We start from the raw sequence: 22,289 nt of genomic DNA on the forward strand, positions 1-22,289 counted from the left end.
AAAGTAAAAAGGCATTATTTTAATGCCTTTTTCATCTCAACCTGTTTCTAAAGCACTCCTGAGTGCTTTACATTCAAATATGTATTTAGCACATTAGGAAGCAACTTTTGTGGTTGTGTATCAATTGCGATAACGCCTTCTTTTTTAAGTCTTGCCATATTAGCTTTGTGCGTATTTAATAAATCTAATGCAGCACAATAGGTCATAGCATAATCATAATTCTCTATTGGCTCTGCAAGTACTTCTGTCAATGCATGATTTGAGAGGTTAATAACTGCAACAAGGTGATGCTTTTGCAATAACTTTATAGCTGGAAGCACCTCCTCTAAGCTTTGATCATCAAATGTCGTAACAAGTAATACTAAAGAACGCTTACTTCTTTTTGCGATTAATTGATTAGCTGCAACAAGGTAATCGCTGCTACTTTGGTCAGGGTACAGATCATAAAAATGATTCATCACACGCGATACATTCTGTGCACCTTTAACATTAGGTAACCAGCGAATATCATGATTAAAACTTTGCATGCTAAACCAATCCCCTTGTTTGAGTACTGTATGAGCAAGTAAGAGCAAAGCATTTAATGCGTGATCAAAGTGAGTACCCGCAATGGTATCTATATTCATCTTCTTCGATGCATCAAGCATTACAACAACGTGCTGATTTTGTTCTTCTTGGTACTCTTTAGAAATTAGTTTGCGACGTTTACTTGTAGCCTGCCAGTCTATCTGTTTAATACTGTCACCTTGTCGGTATTCCCTAAGTTGATGGAATTCAATACCATCACCTCGTTTTTTTGTCAGTTTTAAACCACTTATTGGTGTGTTTGTCACCCCATTAAGCGCTTGATTTTGAGCAACTCGACTAAAATCTGGGTAAACTTTTAACGCTAAATCTTGCGGTATTATCCAATTTGCCTGCCACAGCTTTAACCGTGAACTAATTCTAAGCTCAACGGCAGCCAATTGCGCATCTCCGCGTTGATGTGCGCACATACTCCATTGTAAACGAGCTTGCTCATTTTCTGCCAGAGTTACGCTGGTATATAATTCAGATAGCTCAATCGCATTGCTTAGGTGCAAACTTATATCAGTAATTAATAATTGCTCTGAAGTATTTTTAATACTTAGTTTTACTGGTTGCCAACGCCCCAATGACATGTTTTGATTGGTGTTTATCTCAATACTTAATTTATGTTTGAAGCGAGTAGGCAAATAATCTAATAACGCTAGTACAAGCAGTCCAGCAATGAGTACTGTAGTTAATAAACTCGCTGTCTCAGTAAAGATTAATATGGGTAACAGCAAAACTAATGCGCAAACCAGCTGCAACAAACGCTTTGCTGGTCGTAACTTAGTGCGGATCATGATCTAGGCGCTTCAACACTGGCTAGTATTGCTGAAATCACTTCATTAAAAGACACCCCTTCTAACTCTAGATCGGCTGAAAGTATCAAGCGGTGGCGTAAAATGTTAGGTACCACTAGCTTAACGTCATCAGGGATAACAAAATCTCGGCCATTCATCAATGCCATTACTTTTGCTGCTTTAATAATGTTGATTGATGCTCGCAGTCCAGCACCATGTAATACTCCTTGCCATGTTCGCGAACTACGAACTAACTCCACCGCATAATTATAAATCTTTTCATCTACTAAAATGTCAGCACATAATTGCTTAATCTGAGCAATATTACTGACGCTTAATACTGCCGGCAATTGGCTAACTTCTGACTCATTCGAAACAACTTTGGTGTTGAGCTTTAACAATTCAACCTCGGCCTCTAATGATGGAAAACCCAATTCAATTTTCATCATAAAGCGGTCTAACTCAGCTTCAGGCAGTGGATAAGTCCCCTCTTGATCAAGCGGATTTTGCGTTGCAAGTACCATAAACGGTGAGTCAATAGATAAGGTTTCGCCATCAATGGTAATTTGTTGTTCTTGCATTACTTCCAATAAAGCTGACTGAGTTTTAGCAGGTGCTCGGTTGATTTCATCAGCAAGCAAAATATTGGTAAATGCTGGGCCTTTTTTTATATTGAAATCGCCTGACTTCATATCATACATACTGTGTCCTACGACATCAGACGGCATTAAATCGGGTGTAAATTGCACTCGTGAAAACGACACACTTAAGCTCTTCGCTAATGCTCTTACAAGTAAAGTTTTGCCAAGGCCCGGTACTCCCTCAAGTAATACATGACCTCCTGCAAATAACACAGTTAACACATCTTCAATAATGGCATCTTGTCCAACTAACACACGGGAGATATTATCCTTAACTTGCTTAACTGCTTGCGCCGCATCCGTTAAGCTTATTTGTCCTGTTGCAAATTCGGTGCTCATAGGGCATTCCTTAATTGTTTAAATAGTTTAATATACTCTGTTCGTTGTTGCTGAGATTCTGGCAATTCAACACTTAGAAGCTCAGCTACCTGTTGCTTATCAAAATGCACTAAGTTGGCGATTATCTCTGCTTGGCGAACTTCGGTTAGTGATTTGAAGTGAGGGATCCTAGTTTCTACTTTGGCGTTAAAATCTTTTTTTAATGCAGTAAACAAGCGTTGCTCAAAACCGTGCTTTATATAAAAATTAGCAATCGCTCGAATGTGGTGTTTAAAGCCTACGGTTAAAATTAAATCAGGCGCATAAGCGCGACCAATACGACTACTAATATGCCAAATAAATAATAACATCAATAGCATCACACAGATCACCCACTGCCAGCTCCATTGCCATAACTTAGCAAACCAATTAGGGTAACTTAAATAAGGAACATAAGTTATTACATCAACCCCCTGACTCAACCAAACCAGTAAACTGCCATGATCTAAATGGCGCAACTGATAGTTTGTAAAGGGAGCTAGAGACGGCATCACAATAATACGGCCATCACCAAATTTAAAATCACACATGATAACTTGATCATCACTATTTTTGGTGGCTATACCTGGGCAGTTTTCAATTTCAAATGCCTGACTCAATTCTAAATCCAGTTGGGTATTTTCATTGAGCGTTAACACGCTATTTTTCTGCCCCTCTTTTACCATCACAAAATGATTTTCAAAAATCCCTTCACTCGTGTTTACACTAATCCCAAGATCTTGAAAGGTAAAAGTATTGTCTAAACCAAGTTCATCCCTTTGCTTATTTAATATATAAACAAGACGCCCACCTTCACTCACCCATTGGGACAATTGCTGATCAAGTGTGTGCGAATTACTAAGCGCCGCTTCATCGACAATTAACATGCTGCGGTGATCAATAATAAGTGGTTGTTGATTATTGTTATCTAATTGCTTTTCTTTTTTCCATAGCACCCCATGTTCAGCTAATAATCTCTGCGCCATTGTGAAATTATCTTTGCTAACTTCGGAGTGAAAACCTATTTCAATCTCTTCTTTTTGCCAGTCAGCTGACAACAACGCTGAGCCAATAAAAAAAACTAACACACAGCACAAAAAAACCACCACAAACTTAAGCTTCATTTATTTGCTCCTTGTTTGCTGATGCCATAGCCTCTATTTGTGCTATTAATACGTTAAAATCAAAATTAAGTGATTGATGGCCCCAAGCCACTTTTACCCAAGCTGAAAAAAGTTGAGTAAAAACATCTTTGCTTTGCTCAGTGACTTTTGCATCAATTGCTGATTTACACTCTGTTTCGGTCATCGAACGGTGTAATTTTACTTGATGAGTGCTCTGCGCCCAGCGAAGCGAAAAATGCAGTAAATAAGCAAGCGCTAGACGCTGATTATTCTCCTGATATGCTGACCTTGCTGCTGCAATTAAATCCTCAGGTAAGTCTTGCGGTTTAATATCAGCAAACATGGTTGGGATTATATGTTCTCGATGCTGATTTTTTTGTCTTTTCGGTAATTCTAGTGCTAAGAAGAAGCCACGCTTTTTAACTAATAAATACACCAACCACAACACAAATAAAACAATTAGCAACCAAATAAAATAACTAAGAAAATTGCCTAAGCTCTTGAAAAAATTAGCAAGCCAACGATAATCACCATCCGCTGAAGAGTCCTTTTCTAAATCAAAATTTGGTACCCAAGTGGTTTTCTTTTCGATAACATCATCCTGCGCATAAAGTGTAGAAACTTGCTCTTTTATAATTAACTTATCTATTGGCTCTGCCATTGACTTACCCGGCACAGCAAACAAACAGCAAGCAAAAAACAAGCAAGCAATTGATAATAAAGTATTTAATCTGGCCCGCATATTTTTGAAGGTTAGCTCAATGTCCCAGCCTTCTAAATCTATACGGCGGTGCAAGTAGGCCATAAAACCTCCGGTGACAAATAATGGTGCGACTAAAGCGACACTGATCACATACACACTATTAATTGCAATTTCCATCCACAAAGGGCTTTCTAATATTTGATACAATGGCTCTTCAAGTGACAACGACGTTGGAATAAGGGTAAAAATAATCGCAGAAATACCGATCATTAAGATAAATTCAAAATGTACGCAAAACATCATCCAAAGCGTTTGTTTGGGCTTTGATGTTGCAAACAGCACCTGTTTTCGCATTTCTTTACGACGGCCATCTAGCCTTTCTAACTGTGTTACAGGTGCTAAAAAAGCTCTGTTAGGGCTCAGTCGATAAAGCGTCATATTGATGAATATGTCACCCGCTTGCAGCTTCAGGATTGATTTTAAACTACTCGAAATGGTTGCCTGTTGATTAAACACTACTTTTGACATGTAGTCTAAAATTGGCCGTTCAAATAACGGTTTTAAAAACCATACAATAAAGGCGCTCCATGACCAACCAAACAATACACCGGCAAGGATGAACACTGGCACAGCTAAACAAATATACAAACTAAATAACGGTAAAAAATGTTGTTTAGTAAGTAATACCGTCAAATCAAACGTTTCATAGGCGCCGCGTTTTCGAGGATTAAAGCTAAGACGATTAAGTTCCATAGCGCATACCTCTATACAATCGATAAATTACATATGTCCAACACACAGTACCTACGACGAATTTAATTTCATGAGCAATGGCACGGGGCGACCAAAATGCTTCAATAAAGGCAGCTAAAACTAACATAACAAAAGCACCAACAATTAATGGCAGTGCTGTTTGAGCCGCTTTTTTCATAGCATAACTGCGTGTAAATTGGCTTGGGTTTAATAACGCGTAGCCAATCTGACATCCTGCGGCAGAGGCAATAATAATCGCTGTTAATTCAAACGAACCGTGAGTAATAACAAACGAGAAAAATGTTTTTTCAAAACCAACATTGACAATATGCGCACCAATGGCGCCGAAATAAAAACTATTAAATAGCAAAAAGAATACAGCACCGAAACAAAGTAAAACTCCCCCTGCAAACATTTGAAAGGCAATACCGATGTTGTTATATATATAGACACCAAACATCAATATATCTTTGTCAGGAGCACGGGTCTCTGTTTGAACAGCTCCAGTTGGGTTATACATTTTTTCAATTTCAAGCACCGTACTTTGACCTAAAAAAGTATAAACGGCATCTGGATAAAGGGTGACCCAAATAAAAGCAATAACCGCCAACCCCCAAAATGCCAACAAATTAGCGCCTAACATGAAACGATTTTCGTACAAAGCACGAGGAAAAGCGGTGCGGGCTATTTGCCAAATTTCTGAAAATTGGTTTTTGCGGGATAAATACAGTGTTTTTTGACCCTGTTGTACCAGCTGATTTAGCTGCTGAATTAGTAAAGGACTGTACTGCCTACTTCTTGCGATGGCTAAATCGTTGCAAATTTTTCGATATAATTTAGGAAAGTCTTCAGGAAAAGTACTATTTAGTTCGCAATATGCTTGAAATTGTTGCCATATTTGGCTGTTTAAATTTACAAATTGAGTTTGCTTCATTGCTTACTCTCACTATTGGAGCGACCACTGTTGATATTATTCTGCCCAGCAAAATGCCTTGCGTAATTAAATAATGTTTCAACACTATCATTTTCTTCGATATTTAATGGCTTGGATAAAATATTTGCTATTTCTTGACGTCTTGCAGGAGAAAGTTCATGGGCACGCTCAGTAAAGTCTAAAACAGCTAATTGCTCTTCGGTACTAAACGCAATGCTAGGTACTTCAGCTGGCCCGTCTGGTAATAACTCCCGACTCATAGCGTCTTCTTCGTAAACTACGATAGTTCCTGCAGCCCAATCACCGATGCGTTTGAAACGGGGATTAAAACACATAACAATTAAACCAAGAAAATAACCAACAGGCAGCATATCTGCGGGGCGAATTAAGTTTCTTACAACAATTTGTGAAAAGGTTGGAGGTAAGCCATTATCTTGAACAACACGAATTTTTAGACGTTTTTTACCTGGGGTCTGGCCATTTTTAACTTCATAAAAGATGTTATACCCCCATGAAATTAAAAAATACATGACAAGTAAAATACCTTCCCCAAAATCGCCGAATAACATAAGCACAGTAGCGATAATGGCTATCAAAATTGTGCGAAGAATAAAATCGATGATGTAGGCGTAACTACGCGAAACCAATCCAGCGGATGTGATAGCTATATCCACACCTTCAGGTAATTTAACAAACGCCCTATTTTCCAATCCATGGTTTAGCATTACATTTACTACAAATTTGATGATTACATAAAGTTGAACGTATCGAAAGAAGTAACATTCAACCAAGGAAATGATGCGTTATAATGCGCGTTTTTGTGTTATTTTTCAATATTCCTTTAGTATAAAATGTTTAATCATGAAAAACATTAAGTAGCTGGACTTAACCGCTTCAGCCATTTCTAGTTTACTTTTGAGGTATTTATAAACTCGGTAAAAATAACAAAACATAGAGGGGATTTAAGTGTGGAGGGGATTGATTATTCAATTTAGTTCAAGAGTTTTTTCTCACCCTGCTTTAAATAAAGAATATACCTACGAAGTCCATCAAACACCCAAGCTACTTAAATTAATTAAATAGCTTGGGTGTTTGATGGATTAATACTGCAAAAGACGTAAAGATTATTATTTTTCAGCACGGCCCATAAATTTATGCTCTGCGGTATTAATACGGATACGGTCACCTGTAGAAATATGCTCCGGCACTTGAATGATCAAACCAGTTGATAATCGTGCAGGTTTAGAGCGAGCGCTCGCTGAAGCACCTTTAATTGAAGGGTCTGTTTCTTCAACCACAAGTTCAACACTTGATGGTAAATCTAAGCCTACTGGTGCGCCATCAATTACAATGACATGCACGCCTTGGGTTTCTTCGTTGACGAATAAAATTTCTTCGCTGATCGCTTCTTTATTAAGGTTATATGGCGTGTAATCTTCGTTATCCATAAATACGTATTCTTCGCCATCTAAATACGAGAACATTGCTTCACGACGAGTTAAATCAGCTAGTTTTAACATGTCGCTATCTTTGAATGTTTCATCTACTTTGCTACCAGTTACTACATCGTACAAGCGCATACGGTACAAACTTCCACCAGCACGGCCTTGTGGTACAGAACGAACAATATCTTTAACCACTAAAACGCGGCCATTAAACTCAATCGCAGTACCTTTTTTAACTTCACTTGCCTTTGGCATCAGTGTATTTCCTATAATTTATAAATCCCCAGAAACATACCACGAACTGGATTTTCTTCAATAAGAAAATATCACATACCGCTATTTTTCTCGTAGGGCCTGTATTTACTCATAAATTTTACCTATTAATCGATTTTTCATGACTAAACTACGAAAAAGCTGCTATGGTTAAACTACCAAAAATGACCTCAAGGACTGGATCATGGATCAGCACACTGCACATGAGTATTTAGCAACAAAACCTCTGGTTATGGTTACCAAACCTTTCGGCCAAGAAGTTGATGTATATAAAGTAAACCATAAAATGTTTGCCACTTTATCGGTGGGCAACGAAGGGGAAACTGACGAAGACGGCAACCCTATTTGGTGGATGAATTTAAAATGCGACCCGGATGAAGCGCAATCACTTCGTGATATTTTTCCTTCAGTGATCCCAGGCTATCATATGAATAAACGGTTATGGAATACTGTTATTTTAGATGGCTCAATCCCGCAAGGTGAAATTGAACGTATGATTGATAATTCATTTAACTTAGTGGTTGCCAATATGCCGGAAAAAGATCGCAAAGCGATTGAAATTCATATGTAAGTCAAAATTTTAATGTTGTACTGCGCAAGCTACTTGTTCAGTACAACTTAGCCTTACTGCGTACACGTTAGTAAAAAATGATGATCATCAAATAATACCCCACCAATTTCGTAAGCTGACGGTTCAACGCTAACTAACTTAAAGCCACATTTAGTCAACACTTTTTCTGAGCCTACATTCCCTTTCGTAACCACAGCAGTAAATTGTTGAATGTTAAACGCTGTCGTCGCCCATGTTAAAAATGCTTGTAGTGCTTCAGTTGCATAACCTTGACCATAAAACTCAGGCATTAACAGATAACCAACTTCGGGAGTGTTTGATGAGGATGTTGTAAGCCCTGTAACGCCCACTTTTTTGCCTGTTTTTATTTCAATGATCATCAAACACAAAGACTGATTGGCTGTAGGGTGCCACGGCGCCAACCGCTGCATAAACTTATTACGTATTTGCGTATCAGAAGGCCTGTCAAAACATTTTTCAATAACGCATGGCTCATCATGCAAAGCTAAAAAAAACGCCCAATCGTCTTGTTCAAGGAGCCTCAATTGTAATCTTGCAGTGCTGATGTTCATTATTCGTCTTTACGCGGTATCAGTTAGGGATGCCCCTGTTATAACAACAAAGCAAAATGATTTCAGCAACTAAATTTTTTAAATTCTAGGCATAAAAAAACGCACTTCAAACTATCCGTGCGTTTTTATAACTAGCAATTAAATACTATTTCACTTTATCATCGCTTGCATCGGCTGGGGGCGTGTCGGTTACCGATTCAGCTTCAGTAGCTGGCGCTGGCGGAACAATAACTTCTTGAGCCTCAACCGCTTCGACAGGTTCTACATCGGTAACGTCTTGCGTAGCCGCCACGGTTTGTTCTACCACAACTGCTTTACTTGGCTGTGCAGACTCAGGCTGATAAAAGCTTGCACCAGCATCAGCCATCGAAACTAAAGCTGCACACGGCGCAAATACCGGGTTAAAGTTAGCAAAAGTAGCCATTTCTGAGCTTACTTTGTTTGCGCCAAGTTTATCCATATAGCTAAATGGACCACCTAAAAATGGCGGGAAGCCAATACCAAAGATTGCGCCAATATCACCATCACGAGGACTGGCAATAATGCCTTCGTCTAAACAGCGGGCAGCTTCGTTAAGCATTTGTGCCACACAACGTTTAGCAATTTCGCTTTTATTTAAACGTGGTGATGGGCTCACGCCGAGTAATTCGTAAACTGATTCGTCTACTTTTTTAGCTTTCTTATCGTAAAGATAAAAACCACGGCCAGTCTTCCGGCCTAAGCGTTTGGCATCAATTAAACGTGAAAACGCATCGGGTGCTTTAAAACGATCACCGAGTTCTTTTTCAAGAATTGGCGCAATCTTAGAGCCGATATCAATGCCGACTTCGTCTAATAGTGCTAATGGTCCAACAGGGAAACCAAACTCAACGAGTGCCGCATCAATCTTTTCAATTGGCTCACCTGCCAGTAATAAGTTAGCCGCTTCATTCACATAAGGCGCTAAAATACGGTTAACGTAAAAGCCTGCGCTATCTTTAACAACGATTGGTGTTTTACCTTGCTTACGGGCAAAATTTACAATCCGGGCGATAGTCTCTTCTGAGGTGCCTTCGTGTGGAATGATTTCAACCAATGGCATTTTCTCAACTGGTGAGAAATAATGTAAGCCAATTACATTCTCTGGACGGGCAGCTTCTGCCGCAATTTGTGAGATAGGCAATGATGACGTGTTACTAGCAAAAATTGTGTTTGCTTGGCATTCACGTTCTACATCTGCCACCATACCTTGCTTAAGGCTTAGGTCTTCAAATACCGCTTCAATCACTAAATCAATGTGTTTAAAACCACTGTAGTTAGTTGTACCAGTAATTCGGTTCATAGTTTGTTGCAGTTCAGCCTTAGATAAAATACGGCGCTTTTGCTTTTTATCTAAAATTTTATAGCTGTAATTCATGGCATTACTTATGCCCTGCTCTGCAACATCTTTGATACGAACTGGTACACCGGCTTTTACAGCACTAACATGGGCAATACCTGCGCCCATTAAACCGCCGCCTAGTACGGCTGTTTTAGTGATTGCTGGAGCGTCGTCGTTGCGCCACTCTTTTTTCATTTCAGTGGTGGCAAAAAATATCCCACGTAATGACTTTGATTCGCTGCTCATTACTAAAGTAGCAAAACCTTCCGCTTCTGTTTTATAAGCTTTTAGTTCATCCAGCTCAACACTTGCGCGTATTGCTTTGATAATAGCCAACGGCGCAGGATAATGACCACCGGTTTTTTTCAGTACATTTTCTTGTGCTTTTTTAAAGATGAAGTTTCGGCCAAACGGATTCGATTCTAATAATTGGCTAATACGATCAAGCTTAGGCTTGCCCGCTTTCGCTTTACCTTTTGAAGCAAATTCTTTTGCTACTTTTAGCAATACGGTCTGTGGTACACAATCATCTACCAAACCCGATTTTTTAGCTTGTTTAGCGCGAATTTGTTTACCTGTTAACGTCCACTCAAGGGCTTTTTGCAAACCAACCAGTTTAGGCAAGCGTTGCGTTCCACCACCACCGGGTAATAAACCAAGTTGTACTTCAGGTAAGCCTAGTTTAGTGATATCACTGTCTGTACATACGCGATAATCGCACGCCAAGGCAAATTCTAAACCACCACCCAATGCCGCACCATGAATGGCACTAACAGTTGGAAATAGCAGTTTTTTCATATCAAAAAATGCACGGTGGCATAATTCGCTGATCGCCAGTGCATCATCACGACTTTGCACGTTATCAAGCATTTTTACATCAGCACCAGCAATAAAGTTATCGCTTTTACCACTAATGAATACCATGCCCTTCACTGACTGCTGTTTTGCGTCATCAAGTAAGGCTGTTAAATCATCTGCAAAAGTGTCGCGCAGGGTATTCATTTTTTCGCCCGGCACATCAATGGTGACAACGGCAATACCGCTATCATCAACGTCTAAATTAAATACTGACTGTGTCATTACGCACTCTCCAATACAAAGGCTGCACCTAAGCCACCTGCGGCACACGCAGTTGTTAGTGCTAAGCCACCGCCACGGCGGTTGAGTTCATGTAAACTTTGGGTGATAAGTCGTGCGCCGGTGGCTGCAAATGGATGACCATATGCAAGCGAACCGCCTAAAACGTTAAACTTATCCATGTTAATTTCACCAATCGCTTTGCTGCGACCGAGTTTTTCTTGCGCAAACTTATCTGAGGCAAACATTTTCATGTTCGCTAACGTTTGTGCTGCAAAGGCTTCGTGCATTTCAATTAAATCAAGATCGGCAAGCGTTATGCCAGCTCTCGCTAAGGCAACAGGCGTTGAATGAGCCGGCCCCATTAGCATGTCTTCATTCACACCAATGGCAGAGAATGCAAAGCTACGTACATAACCTAAAATGTTATAGCCTAATGCTTTGGCTTTACTTTCGCTCATCATTAATACCGCTGCTGCACCATCAGTTAGCGGTGTTGAGTTTGCAGCAGTGACTGAGCCATGCTGACGGTCAAACGCTGGTTTTAATTTAGCGTACCCTTCAACCGTTGAATTATGGCGAATATTATTATCTTGTTCGATAAAACTTTTATACGGCGGTAAATGTGCAGTCATCACTTCATCAGCAAGTTTACCATCTGCCCATGCTTGGCTAGCAAGAGTATGTGAACGATGAGCTAAGGCATCTTGATCTTCACGGCTAATACTGTGAGTTTTTGCCATCTGCTCGGCAGTTTGGCCCATAGATAAACCAGTTGAATATTCTGCAACCGCAGGCGGTACTGGTAATAAATCTTTTAAACGCAGCTTAGAGAATATTTTTAAGCGCTGACCTAAGGTACGTGCTTTATTAAGATCAACAAGGCTACCTGCTAATTTTTTACTTACGCCGATTGGCAATACCGATGACGAGTCTGCACCACCAGCAATACCCACTTGCACCGAACCTGCCATGATTGATTCAGCCACATTAGCAATCGCCTGAAAACTAGTAGCACAAGCACGTGATACGGAGTACGCATCAACAGATACTGGCATGCCAGTACCCAATACGATTTCGCGGGCAATGTTTGGCGCTTCTGGCATTTGTACTACTTGACCAAACACTAATTGATCAATTTCAGATTTATCAAAGTTAAGGCGTTCAAGCATTTCGTTAACGACTAACTTCCCCATATCAAGGGCTGGTACATGATGAAATGCAGTTGCTTGTTTAGCAAATGGCGTACGTAAACCACTGACGATGGCAATACGATCGCCCTTTGCTGTTTTTAGTATATTTTGCTCAGACATTAATGCTCTCCCGCTGACAGGTCTGACCTGTTTGTTTTCCTCGATTCTAAACAACCCGTGTGCTAAAGCCAATAGCGAAATTGAAAATAGTATAATTAGTTACCAACCATAGGCTTTTTTTAGCATATTTACAAAAAATACTGCGCTTTCTATGCTAGGGTAAAAATCGTTAAAAAATAACGAACTATTTTGAAAACTTGAGTCTAACACTTGTGTTATAAACTATTTACCCATATTACTAGTTAAGCTTTTATAAACCTTGCAAATCAGGACAGTTTTTTTACTATGGCCACTAACGTATTTTCACAATTAAAAACTTATTTAGATAGCCAAATTATTGGCCAGCCAGAATTAACGCAAGCACTACTTATTGCTATTTTAGCCGATGGTCACTTATTAGTAGAAGGCCCTCCAGGGCTTGCTAAAACTCGCGCAGTAAATGCATTAGCCAAAGGCGTTGAAGGCTCATTCCAACGCGTACAGTTTACCCCAGATCTATTACCTGCTGACGTAACCGGTACTGATATTTACCGCCAACAGACCAGCGAGTTCGTTTTTGAGAAAGGCCCACTATTTCATAACCTAATTTTAGCCGACGAAATTAACCGTGCCCCAGCTAAAGTACAATCAGCCTTATTAGAAGCCATGGCTGAGCGCCAAGTCACGGTTGGTAAAAACACTTATCCGCTGTCGGATTTATTTATGGTGATGGCAACCCAAAATCCACTGGAGCAAGAAGGCACTTACCCGCTACCAGAGGCGCAATTAGACCGTTTCTTACTCCACCTAAGTATTGATTATCCAGGCGCCGAGCATGAGCTTGATATTTTACGCCTGACCCGTGGCGAAGCGTTGAGCGAGCATCAAGCACCAGCACAACAAATTAGTCAAAGCGATTTATTTGCCTCTCGCAAAGCAATTTTAGGGCTGTATTTAGCTGAGCCACTTGAGCAATATTTAGTGCAACTTATTATTGCAACGCGTGAAGGCGCAAAACTAGACGCCCAATTAGGCAGCTGGATTGAATATGGCGCAAGTCCACGTGCCACCATAGCCTTAGATAAATGTGCCCGTGCTCATGCATGGTTACAAGGTCGTGACTTTGTTGCTCCAGATGATATTCAAGCTGTGTTACATAATGTTCTGCGCCATCGCATTATTTTAAGTTATGAAGCACAAGCCGATGGCGTTACTAAAGATCAAGTCATTAGCCGTATTTTAGAACTTGTTGCCGTGCCATAAACCATGCAAAGCCAATTAGATAACCAACAGTGGCTCAGCCTAAGTCATAGCCATGGGGTCGACTTAGGCTTGAAAGAGCTGATGTATTATAAAGCGAAAGCTCGCTTATTAGAGCTTGCGCCAAAAGTTAAAATTAGAAATAGCCTGACCGGCCAATATCTCGCGCCTCATAAAGGCCGTGGTATGGAGTTTGCTGAAGTACGTCATTATCAACAAGGCGATGATATTCGCTCAATTGATTGGCGCGTTACAGCACGTACTGGCGAAACACACACTAAGTTGTTTCAAGAGGAAAAAGAACGGCCAGTGTTTGTGTTTACAGACTTTTCTAATTCAATGCTGTTTGGCTCAAAGCTATTACTTAAATCTGTGCAAGCGGCGCATATAAGTGCCTTGGTTGCGTGGTCAGCGTGCCAACGCGGCGATCGCATCGGTGGCATAGTGTTTAATCAACACGGTCATTTAGAGCTCAAGCCCAGCGCCCGCGAAAAAGCCGTGTTAAAACTATGCCACAATTTGTGTAATAACCACCAGCAAGCACTCGCGCAGATTGATGAGCCCGCAGACAATAAACTCAGTGATAATCTAAAACGTTTGAATCATTTAGCCAAGCCGGGCAGCTTAGTCTATTTGGTGTCAGATTTTAGCGCCCTTGATGATGCCAGTTTTAAACAACTAGAAATACTGAGTCGACATTGTGAACTGATCGGCTGCCATATTAGCGACCCATTTGAGCATCAGCTACCGGCGTTTAAACAAACAGTCACGGTGAGCGCCAACGGCAGTGACTTTGCGTTACCGCTGATGGATAAAAGTTTTCGTGATAAATTTGCTAAAACTGCTGAGCAAGCATTTACCACACGAATGCAACGCTTAACTAAATCGGGTCTTAATTTAATATCATTCAATGCAGCCACACCTCTTGAGCTGCAATTAGTGAGAAAGTAATATGCAAACCTCTCCATTAGCTGGCCTCCATGATGTGATTGTGCCAAGCCATGTTTCTTGGTGGCCTTTAGCACCTATTTGGTGGCTCATCATTGTCGTGTTACTCGTAACTGTAAGCTTTATAAGTTACCAGTTGTACCGGGCGCGGCAGTTTAAAAAAGCCAAACGCCAAGCTATTTCCCTCAGTGAACAACACGCAGAAGATGCCCAGCAACTACATATTTTAATTAAACGCCTGGTTTTACATTATTATCAGCAAAGTGCTGCATCACAAGGCACAAAACAATGGTGTATTACTCTAAATAAGCTGACCGGACAACAATTTACTGAACACGAACTGATGAGCCTTTATCAATCACAAAGCAATCAAACTGCGCTGGCACAGAAATTAAAACTCGCCATTGTGCAATTTAAATTAAAGGAGCCGCTGAATGTTTGAATTTAGCTGGCCTTGGTTATTTGTATTATTACCGCTGCCTTGGTTGTTGCGCTTATTTAAGCCAGTACACAGTGAAGGTAATACCCGCTTACGTATTCCAAGCTTCGCCAAACACAATTTAGGCGCGCAAGTTGTCCAGCAACAGGCGCGTGGTATTAGTATATTTGAATGGTTGGTTTGGTTGCTTTTAGTCACCGCTTTAGCTAACCCAACCTGGCTTGATGAGCCAATTACCTTACCTAACGAAGGCCGCGATATCATGCTAGCTGTGGATTTGTCAGGATCAATGACCGAGCAAGATATGGCTTATCAGGGCCAATATGTTGACCGTTTAACTATGGTAAAAGCGGTATTAAGTGACTTTATTGAGCAACGTCAAGGCGATCGTTTAGGGCTGATTTTATTTGGTGATACGGCATTTTTACAAACACCACTAACGCGAGACGTTAAAACCGTAAGCCAAATGCTATCAGAAGCGCAAATAGGCTTGGTTGGCCGTGCCACCGCCATTGGCGATGCGCTGGGCTTATCAGTAAAACGTTTTGCCAGTAAAGATGAAAGCAATCGCATTGTGGTGTTATTAACAGATGGTCAAAACACCGCCGGTAACTTAGATCCAGAAGAAGCCCTACTGCTTGCCCGCGAAGAAGGCATTAAAGTGTATACCATCGGCGTAGGCTCTGATAATCCGCGTGGCTTTAGCTTATTTAATATGGGTGGCATGAGCGGAGGTAGTTTAGATGAAACCCTGCTAAAACGTATTGCCGAACAAACTGGCGGCCTTTATTTTCGCGCAAAAGACGTTGCCGGCTTACAACAAATTTATCAAGAACTTGATAAACTCGAGCCGATCAGCGCTGATGAGCAAACCTTTCGCCCACAAAGTGCGTTATTTTACTTCCCTTTATTAATTGCACTGACCTTGATTGGTCTGCGCGTTATGTTTATCAGTGCAAAAGCATTAAGACAGGAGGCCTAATGGACTTTGAATTTATCCGCCCGACCGTATTGTGGTTATTAGTTCCTGTGTGTTTAGTGTTTACTATTGCAATGATAAAGCACAAGAAAACCAGCCAAGGTGAATTAATAGCAGCTCACTTAGCAAAATTTGTGATCAACACCAACAACAAAAAAAACACGCAACCCATGTGGCTAATTGCCCTCTTTGCAGTGTTAGCCGTCATTTTTAGCGCAGGGCCCAGTTTTGAAGAAAAACAAGTGCCGGTATTTCAAAGCAAAAATGCCCGTGTAATTGTGATGGATATGTCGCTATCGATGTACAGCACGGATATTGCGCCCAGTCGTTTAGTGCAAGCGCGCTTCAAAGCGCTGGATATGATCAAACTATTTAAAGAAGGTGACACTGCGTTAGTGGCCTATGCAGGCACTGCTTATACCATTTCGCCGCTAACCAATGATGCCGCCACGCTCGAAAACCTGATCCCAAGTTTAAGCCCAGATATCATGCCTGATAAAGGCTCCAACGTACTTGCTGGGCTTGATGCTGCAAAAGAGTTATTAACACAAGCCGGATACCTCGAAGGCGACATTATCTTAGTAACAGATGGTATTGAACAAAGTGAGCAACAAGATATCAGCCAATTTACAGACGCTAACCCTTATCGATTAAACATTTACGGTATCGGAACTGAGCAAGGCGCGCCAATTAAACTTCCTGAAGGTGGGTTTTTAAAAGATAGTTACGGGCAAATTGTGGTGCCCACCATCAACATCAGCATGCTTAATGGTCTAGCAAGAAACAGTGGCGGTAAATTTGCGACTTATCAACCGAGTGCCCGCGATATTCAAATTTTTGCTCCCAGTGCAAATAGTGAAATACTGAAAAATGAAAAACAAAGTCAAGCGCTCTGGCGTATTGATGCGGGGATTTATGGCTTGTTTATTTTACTGCCAATGATGCTGTGGATTTTTCGCCGAGGAGCTTTTGCAGCTGCATTTTTAGTGGTGAGCTTTTTACCGCAACACAATGCTTATGCAGTAGAGCTGCCTTCGGTATTTAAAAATCAAGATCAACGTGCGCTGGACGCTTATCAACAGGGTGAATATGAGCAAGCTGCCACAGCAAATTCTAGTCAATTAAAAGGCGCTGCGCTTTACCAGCAAGGTAATTTTGATGCTGCTTTGGCACAATTTAGCCAAGATAAAAGCGCCACTGGTTTATATAATTACGGTAATGCTCTAGCAAAGGCAGGCAAGCTAGACGAAGCAATTGCCGCCTATCAGCAAGCACAAACTTTGCAAGACGACTTTACCCAAGCAAAAGAAAATCAGGCACTTGTTGAGCAATTGAAAAATCAACAGCAGCAAAATCAACAAGGCCAAGACGGCGAACAAGATCAAGATCAAGACCAAAAAAGCCAAGATGGTGAACAAGGTCAAGATCAGCAAAATAAAGATAAGTCACAGCAAGGTGAGCAGCCAAATCAGGATCAGCAATCTCAACAAAGCGATGAATCTGAGCAAAGTGATGAACAGCAGACTGATGATAAACAGCAAGATGGCAATCCATCTGATCAACAAACTGATAAGCAAAACGATCCACAAATGGAGGCTGAACCTCAGCAAGGTGATAAAACTGATGAGCAACAGCAACAAGATGCGCAAACCGAGCCCAAAGATGACTCTGCAAACGATGATAAGCAGGCGCAGCCACAAATGACTCCTGAGCAACAGCAACAAGCTGAAGAAGCGGCAAAGCAGCAAGCTGTGCAAGCACAAACCGCAGAGCTTACCAACGAAGAAAAAGAGAAAGCGCAGCAGCTTAGTCAGTTATTGCGAAAAGTACCCGATGATCCCGCAATCCTGTTACGTAACAAAATGCAATTAGAAGCCCAAAAACGAAACAATCAACGCCGTCCACAAGGAGTCGAAAAATCATGGTAATGCGATTAATCTGTTGTTTATTGCTTATCAGCGCTATGCCCTCGTGGGCCGTTACGCAATTACAAGCCAGTGTTGATAAAAACCCGGTACTAGCGGGTGAATTTTTTATGCTCAATATCAGTGCAGATGACACCATAAAAAATGATCAACCTGATACCTCAGTCCTGTTAAAAGACTTCGTGGTTGGCCGCACCAGTGTCAGCACCCGCACAAACATCATTAATGGTAGTATTTCAAAAGAAACCACTTGGTCTATTAAACTTATGACCCGCACTGCCGGTGATTATACAATCCCAGCATTTAGTGTAGCAGGTGTCAGCTCTGCGCCCATTGCATTAAAAGTGGCTGAACGCAGTAAAGATGCGCAGCAAAACAACGATATTTTTATTAAAGCATCGCTTTCAAGTGACAGCCTATTTGTTCAAGAGGCAGGGCTTTACACGGTTAAGCTATATCTTGCCAAAGAGTTACTTGATGGTAATTTAAGTGCCCCCGCGATGCCCGATGCGCAGCTAAGTCAAATCGGCAAGCAGACTGAAAACTATGAACTTGTTGATGGTAAGCGTTACTTAGTGATCACTCGCGAGTATTTAGTACAGCCCCAAAAAAGTGGTAGTTACACGATTCAAGCACCAACTTTTCAAGGTCGAATTCGCCAAGACTATCGCCAATTAGATGTATCTGCACTGGGTGATAATGTCGATATTGAAATTAAACCGATACCAAGTGACTACCAAGGTGCATGGCTGCCTAGTGAATTAGTTAATTTAGATGAGCAATGGCAACCCGCTGACGACACAGTAGAAGTGGGTACACCTATTACGCGAACGCTGACCTTAACTGCACTTGGTATCACCAAAGAGCAACTACCTGATATTGAACTACCTGAAATCAAAGGTATTCGCAGTTACCCAGATGAAAAAGAAAATAATCATTTGGTTCGCGATGGTCGGGTAATATCACAACAAACAGCCTCGTACGCTTTGTTACCGCAGATGCCAGGCACTTATACACTGCCAGAGGTAAGCGTGCCTTGGTATAACACTAAGATTAACCGGATCAGTTATGCAACATTACCAGCTCGTACTATTACAGTAACACCTAGTAGCACAAGCTCTCCAGCAGCCGTTGCTGCGCAGCCACTTACGCCATTACAAAGCGCAACAACAGATACTGCAGCAATAAGTTATCAAGCAACGCCGATAAATCAGTATCCGCTATGGTTAATTATTATCAGTGTGATTGGTTATTTATTATGGTTTATTACCTTGATTTTATGGTGGCGCAGTCAATCTCAGCGCAGCTTGATGCAAGCAAAGCCGACAGTAACCCATAGTGATTCATCAATTTCATTAGATGAATTAAAGAAACACGCTAAAAGCAATGATGTAAGTGCCTTTTATCAGGCGCTAAATCGTTACGCAATGCACTTAACAAAACAATCGAGCGGTGCAATAGACAAGCTTGAACAACTAGCTGATAATGCACAGCTTAGTCAACATATTGCTAAACTACGGGCTGCACTCTATAGTCCTAATGATACAGATGTTGATTTAATTGCGATTGTCGGCATGTTAGAAGAGCAACGTAAAGTACAAAAAAAATCACAACAAGCTGTATTAAAAGGACTTTATAAATAGAGTTTAAGTGACGGGGAGCAATCCCCGCGCTCAAATAGTAAATAACTTAAAATAAATAAAAAAAGTGCTTATGCTTGGAAATGAAAACTCTAAAAGTCAGGTCTTAGTTGATATGGCAGAGAAAAAAACACGCTATGAAAAACTTGTTCATGTTTATCATAGCGAATTATATCGCTTTGCTTATTGGCTCTGCCGCGACCCTAATATTGCCGAAGATCTTGTCCAAGAAACATTTTTACGTGCTTGGCGATCTCTGGATTCATTATTAGATCAAAAAGCAGCTAAGCCATGGCTATTGACGATTTTACGCCGGGAAAATGCCCGTCGTTTTGAACGCAAACAATTTGATTATAGCGATGTTGAAAACGACACCTTAGTTGACGAAAAAAGCGTCACCTTGGATGACGAAATGGAACAAACAGTGATCCAACGTCAAATCGCTAAGTTACCTGATGAATACCGCGAGCCATTATTATTACAAGTCGTTATGGGCTGCTCCGGTGAAGAGATAGCAGAAATATTAGATTTAAATAAAAACACGGTTATGACGCGTTTATACCGCGCCAGAAACCAGTTAAAAGAGGCATTGAGCCGTGATGATGAACAACTTAAAGGGGCATCAAATTAATGGATGATCTCGAGTTTCGTCGCCGAATTAGCGCACAGCCAAACAGCACAGATAGGGAGCTTGTGGAGTTTGCAGAGCAACACTCTGAGCGACAAGAATTTATTAATGATATGCAGGCCTTTGATTTAGAGCTTGCCAATGCACTTGACGTACCGGTGCCAGCAGGTCTTGCCGAGCGTATTTTGGCAAACACCGCAGCGCATGCACAAAACGAGTCGGTCACAACTGAGCAACTCAACCAAGCACCAGCTGATACCAGCGTGCAAACACCGCCGCAACGAACAGATAATGTAGTTGAGGCAAGTACACGTTTTAAACGTGCTCGTTTACCACTTGCCATGGCAGCCTCAGTATTAGTGGCTGTGGGAGCATTTTTATTTAGCAGCGAACAAAATGTTGCGTACGCAGCTGGCGAACATGCGCTTGCTCATGTTTACTATGAAATTAATTCGCTGCAAAAGACCGAAGCAATCAGCTTAGCAACGGTAAATGAAAAATTTGCTGTGTTAGGCGGCCATTTAGATGAATTGCCAGGTAAAGTGACTTACCTAATGTTTTGTGACTTTAAAGGCCAAAAGGGATTACACCTGGTTTTTGAATCAGACTATGGCCCGATGACGGTATTTATAGTGCCATCAAAACAGCAATCGTTTGGCATCGGCGACGATGATTTTCAAGACGATCGTTTTGAAGGCCATATTAACCGTGGTGCTGACGCAGATACTATTTTAGTAGCAAGTCTTGGTGCGCCATTAGAAAATTACAATGATCGTATTAATGGTGCGATCCGCTGGTTAAATTAACCTTCCTTTTGCATTGCCGTTATTATAACGGCAATGCAATTTATACCTTCGCGAAACAATCGTTATATTCTTCCTGCTTGAACCAATAATTGCTTTTAAATTAGTCTATTGACCAAGCTACTGAGCATTTTAGAACTAATTCAGTTTGTCGCTATTTATCTAATTCCTGAACTACTTTAGAATCGCCGTTCTAATTTGTTTTAAGGAACTTCATGAAAAACCTGATTGTTATATTTTCATTGCTTGCTCTACTATGTACTGCAAGTTTTGATGCACAAGCACGTAAAAAGTTTGGTAGTAAAAAACGTGGCCAAACACCAGAAACACAACAAACCGCACAAAAACAACAAACAGATACCAATACCCTCGCCCCTGCTGCAAAACCAAAATCAAGCAAAAAAGGCATGATGGCAGGTATTTTTGGCGGCTTATTAGCCGGTGGATTAATCGCCGCAATGATGGGCGATGACTTTGAAGGGATGCAACTACTTGAGATAATTTTAATGGCAGGTATTGCCTTTATTATCTTTAAACTTGTCATCGGTATAATACGTCGTAAAAACACCCCTGTAATGGCGCACGGCCAAGGAGCATTTACTGCACCGCAAATGAGACAAACTGCGCCTGAGCACACCACTACAAGTGGATTTAGTCAAACCAATGACGTACCGTTTAATTTACCCGCTAACTTTGATACTAACGGCTTTTTACAAGGTGCGCGTAGCCATTATCATACTTTGCAAACAGCATGGAATAATGCTGACTATGCAACGATGGCTGAATACTTAAGCCCTGAACTAGTCGCTGAATTTAAAGCGGAACGTGAGGCGATTGACAGCGTTGCAACTGACGTGATGTTTATTGATGCAGAACTTGTACGTGCCGATACCGATGCACAAAAATGGCAAGTAAGTGTACGTTTTAAAGGGAAGTACCGTGACTTAGGCGATAATAAAGAACAGCCTATTTTAGAAATTTGGCACTTAGAGCGTGCCACCAGCGATGATGCGCCTTGGCTGATTGTTGGTGTTGAAGATTTAATTGACGCGTAGTTCTAGGTTCTAGGTTCTAGTACTCGTTCACAGAAGTTCTGATCAGTTGCCTTACTTAAATTCAGGCAACTGATTTATTCCTATCAATAGCTTTATCGTTCGGCTTTTTCCAGCAGTTGAAGTGATGAACCCTTTCTTTTTAA

20 protein-coding genes are annotated in these 22,289 nt (G+C 41.0%); 10 read left to right on the forward strand and 10 right to left on the reverse strand.

From position 1 onward, the window contains the following. Positions 1-47 precede the first annotated feature (47 nt). The 7 genes from PSR9079_RS20250 to efpL all read right to left on the reverse strand — a co-directional run bounded on the left by PSR9079_RS20250 (position 48) and on the right by efpL (position 7,579). Positions 48-1,367 (reverse strand): DUF58 domain-containing protein, encoded by a 1,320-nt coding sequence (locus PSR9079_RS20250; protein WP_149983033.1) that lies wholly within the window; start codon positions 1,365-1,367, stop codon positions 48-50. Continuing rightward, on the reverse strand, positions 1,364-2,347 hold the full coding sequence (locus PSR9079_RS20255) for an AAA family ATPase (RefSeq protein WP_149983034.1): 984 nt from the start codon (positions 2,345-2,347) through the stop codon (positions 1,364-1,366). The genes PSR9079_RS20250 and PSR9079_RS20255 overlap by 4 nt, the downstream gene beginning before the upstream one ends. Beyond that, positions 2,344-3,489 (reverse strand): hypothetical protein, encoded by a 1,146-nt coding sequence (locus PSR9079_RS20260; protein ID WP_149983035.1) that lies wholly within the window; start codon positions 3,487-3,489, stop codon positions 2,344-2,346. Before PSR9079_RS20260 ends, PSR9079_RS20255 begins: the two co-directional genes overlap by 4 nt. Beyond that, the gene (locus tag PSR9079_RS20265; RefSeq protein ID WP_149983036.1) at positions 3,479-4,945 is read right to left on the reverse strand and encodes a hypothetical protein; all 1,467 of its coding nucleotides are present in this window, start codon (positions 4,943-4,945) and stop codon (positions 3,479-3,481) included. Before PSR9079_RS20265 ends, PSR9079_RS20260 begins: the two co-directional genes overlap by 11 nt. Continuing rightward, positions 4,935-5,879: a stage II sporulation protein M gene (locus PSR9079_RS20270; protein ID WP_149983037.1), complete on the reverse strand. Its 945-nt coding sequence runs from the start codon at positions 5,877-5,879 to the stop codon at positions 4,935-4,937. The genes PSR9079_RS20265 and PSR9079_RS20270 overlap by 11 nt, the downstream gene beginning before the upstream one ends. Beyond that, positions 5,876-6,604 (reverse strand): RDD family protein, encoded by a 729-nt coding sequence (locus PSR9079_RS20275; RefSeq protein WP_149983038.1) that lies wholly within the window; start codon positions 6,602-6,604, stop codon positions 5,876-5,878. Before PSR9079_RS20275 ends, PSR9079_RS20270 begins: the two co-directional genes overlap by 4 nt. Before the next feature lie 402 nt (positions 6,605-7,006). Next, positions 7,007-7,579: an elongation factor P-like protein EfpL gene (efpL, locus tag PSR9079_RS20280; RefSeq protein ID WP_145240366.1), complete on the reverse strand. Its 573-nt coding sequence runs from the start codon at positions 7,577-7,579 to the stop codon at positions 7,007-7,009. A 202-nt stretch (positions 7,580-7,781) separates the two neighbouring features. Between efpL and PSR9079_RS20285 the strand changes: the two genes are divergently transcribed. Then, on the forward strand, positions 7,782-8,168 hold the full coding sequence (locus PSR9079_RS20285) for an MmcQ/YjbR family DNA-binding protein (RefSeq protein WP_149983039.1): 387 nt from the start codon (positions 7,782-7,784) through the stop codon (positions 8,166-8,168). Positions 8,169-8,221: 53 nt separating this feature from the next. Here the strand turns inward: PSR9079_RS20285 and PSR9079_RS20290 are convergent, their stop codons facing one another. The 3 genes from PSR9079_RS20290 to fadI form a co-directional block, all read right to left on the reverse strand. Beyond that, positions 8,222-8,740, reverse strand: a complete 519-nt coding sequence (locus PSR9079_RS20290) for a GNAT family N-acetyltransferase (RefSeq protein WP_149983040.1) — start codon at positions 8,738-8,740, stop codon at positions 8,222-8,224. Positions 8,741-8,885: 145 nt separating this feature from the next. Further along, positions 8,886-11,180 (reverse strand): fatty acid oxidation complex subunit alpha FadJ, encoded by a 2,295-nt coding sequence (gene fadJ / locus PSR9079_RS20295; RefSeq protein WP_149983041.1) that lies wholly within the window; start codon positions 11,178-11,180, stop codon positions 8,886-8,888. Beyond that, positions 11,180-12,490 (reverse strand): acetyl-CoA C-acyltransferase FadI, encoded by a 1,311-nt coding sequence (gene fadI / locus PSR9079_RS20300; protein WP_145240359.1) that lies wholly within the window; start codon positions 12,488-12,490, stop codon positions 11,180-11,182. Before fadI ends, fadJ begins: the two co-directional genes overlap by 1 nt. 285 nt (positions 12,491-12,775) lie before the next feature. Here fadI and PSR9079_RS20305 point away from each other — a divergent pair, with 285 nt between their 5' ends. The 9 genes from PSR9079_RS20305 (at position 12,776) to PSR9079_RS20345 (ending at position 22,146) form a co-directional block, all read left to right on the forward strand. Further along, the gene (locus tag PSR9079_RS20305) at positions 12,776-13,732 is read left to right on the forward strand and encodes an AAA family ATPase (protein ID WP_064667661.1); all 957 of its coding nucleotides are present in this window, start codon (positions 12,776-12,778) and stop codon (positions 13,730-13,732) included. 3 nt (positions 13,733-13,735) lie between these two features. Next, the gene (locus tag PSR9079_RS20310) at positions 13,736-14,680 is read left to right on the forward strand and encodes a DUF58 domain-containing protein (RefSeq protein ID WP_145240355.1); all 945 of its coding nucleotides are present in this window, start codon (positions 13,736-13,738) and stop codon (positions 14,678-14,680) included. A gap of 1 nt (position 14,681) precedes the next feature. Next, on the forward strand, positions 14,682-15,119 hold the full coding sequence (locus PSR9079_RS20315) for a DUF4381 domain-containing protein (protein WP_145240353.1): 438 nt from the start codon (positions 14,682-14,684) through the stop codon (positions 15,117-15,119). Beyond that, positions 15,112-16,098 carry a vWA domain-containing protein gene (locus PSR9079_RS20320; RefSeq protein ID WP_145240351.1) on the forward strand — a complete coding sequence of 329 codons (987 nt, stop codon included), beginning with the start codon at positions 15,112-15,114 and terminating at the stop codon, positions 16,096-16,098. The genes PSR9079_RS20315 and PSR9079_RS20320 overlap by 8 nt, the downstream gene beginning before the upstream one ends. Beyond that, positions 16,098-18,023 carry a vWA domain-containing protein gene (locus PSR9079_RS20325; RefSeq protein WP_149983042.1) on the forward strand — a complete coding sequence of 642 codons (1,926 nt, stop codon included), beginning with the start codon at positions 16,098-16,100 and terminating at the stop codon, positions 18,021-18,023. The genes PSR9079_RS20320 and PSR9079_RS20325 overlap by 1 nt, the downstream gene beginning before the upstream one ends. Continuing rightward, positions 18,017-19,663, forward strand: a complete 1,647-nt coding sequence (locus tag PSR9079_RS20330; protein WP_149983043.1) for a BatD family protein — start codon at positions 18,017-18,019, stop codon at positions 19,661-19,663. Before PSR9079_RS20325 ends, PSR9079_RS20330 begins: the two co-directional genes overlap by 7 nt. 70 nt (positions 19,664-19,733) lie before the next feature. Beyond that, positions 19,734-20,291, forward strand: a complete 558-nt coding sequence (locus tag PSR9079_RS20335) for a sigma-70 family RNA polymerase sigma factor (RefSeq protein WP_149983044.1) — start codon at positions 19,734-19,736, stop codon at positions 20,289-20,291. Next, positions 20,291-21,094 (forward strand): DUF3379 family protein, encoded by an 804-nt coding sequence (locus PSR9079_RS20340; RefSeq protein WP_149983045.1) that lies wholly within the window; start codon positions 20,291-20,293, stop codon positions 21,092-21,094. The genes PSR9079_RS20335 and PSR9079_RS20340 overlap by 1 nt, the downstream gene beginning before the upstream one ends. A gap of 212 nt (positions 21,095-21,306) precedes the next feature. After that, on the forward strand, positions 21,307-22,146 hold the full coding sequence (locus tag PSR9079_RS20345; RefSeq protein ID WP_149983046.1) for a Tim44 domain-containing protein: 840 nt from the start codon (positions 21,307-21,309) through the stop codon (positions 22,144-22,146). Positions 22,147-22,289 lie beyond the last annotated feature (143 nt).

It is taken from the genome of Pseudoalteromonas rhizosphaerae (genome assembly GCF_902498845.1).
In the GTDB taxonomy this organism is placed as follows: domain Bacteria; phylum Pseudomonadota; class Gammaproteobacteria; order Enterobacterales; family Alteromonadaceae; genus Pseudoalteromonas; species Pseudoalteromonas rhizosphaerae.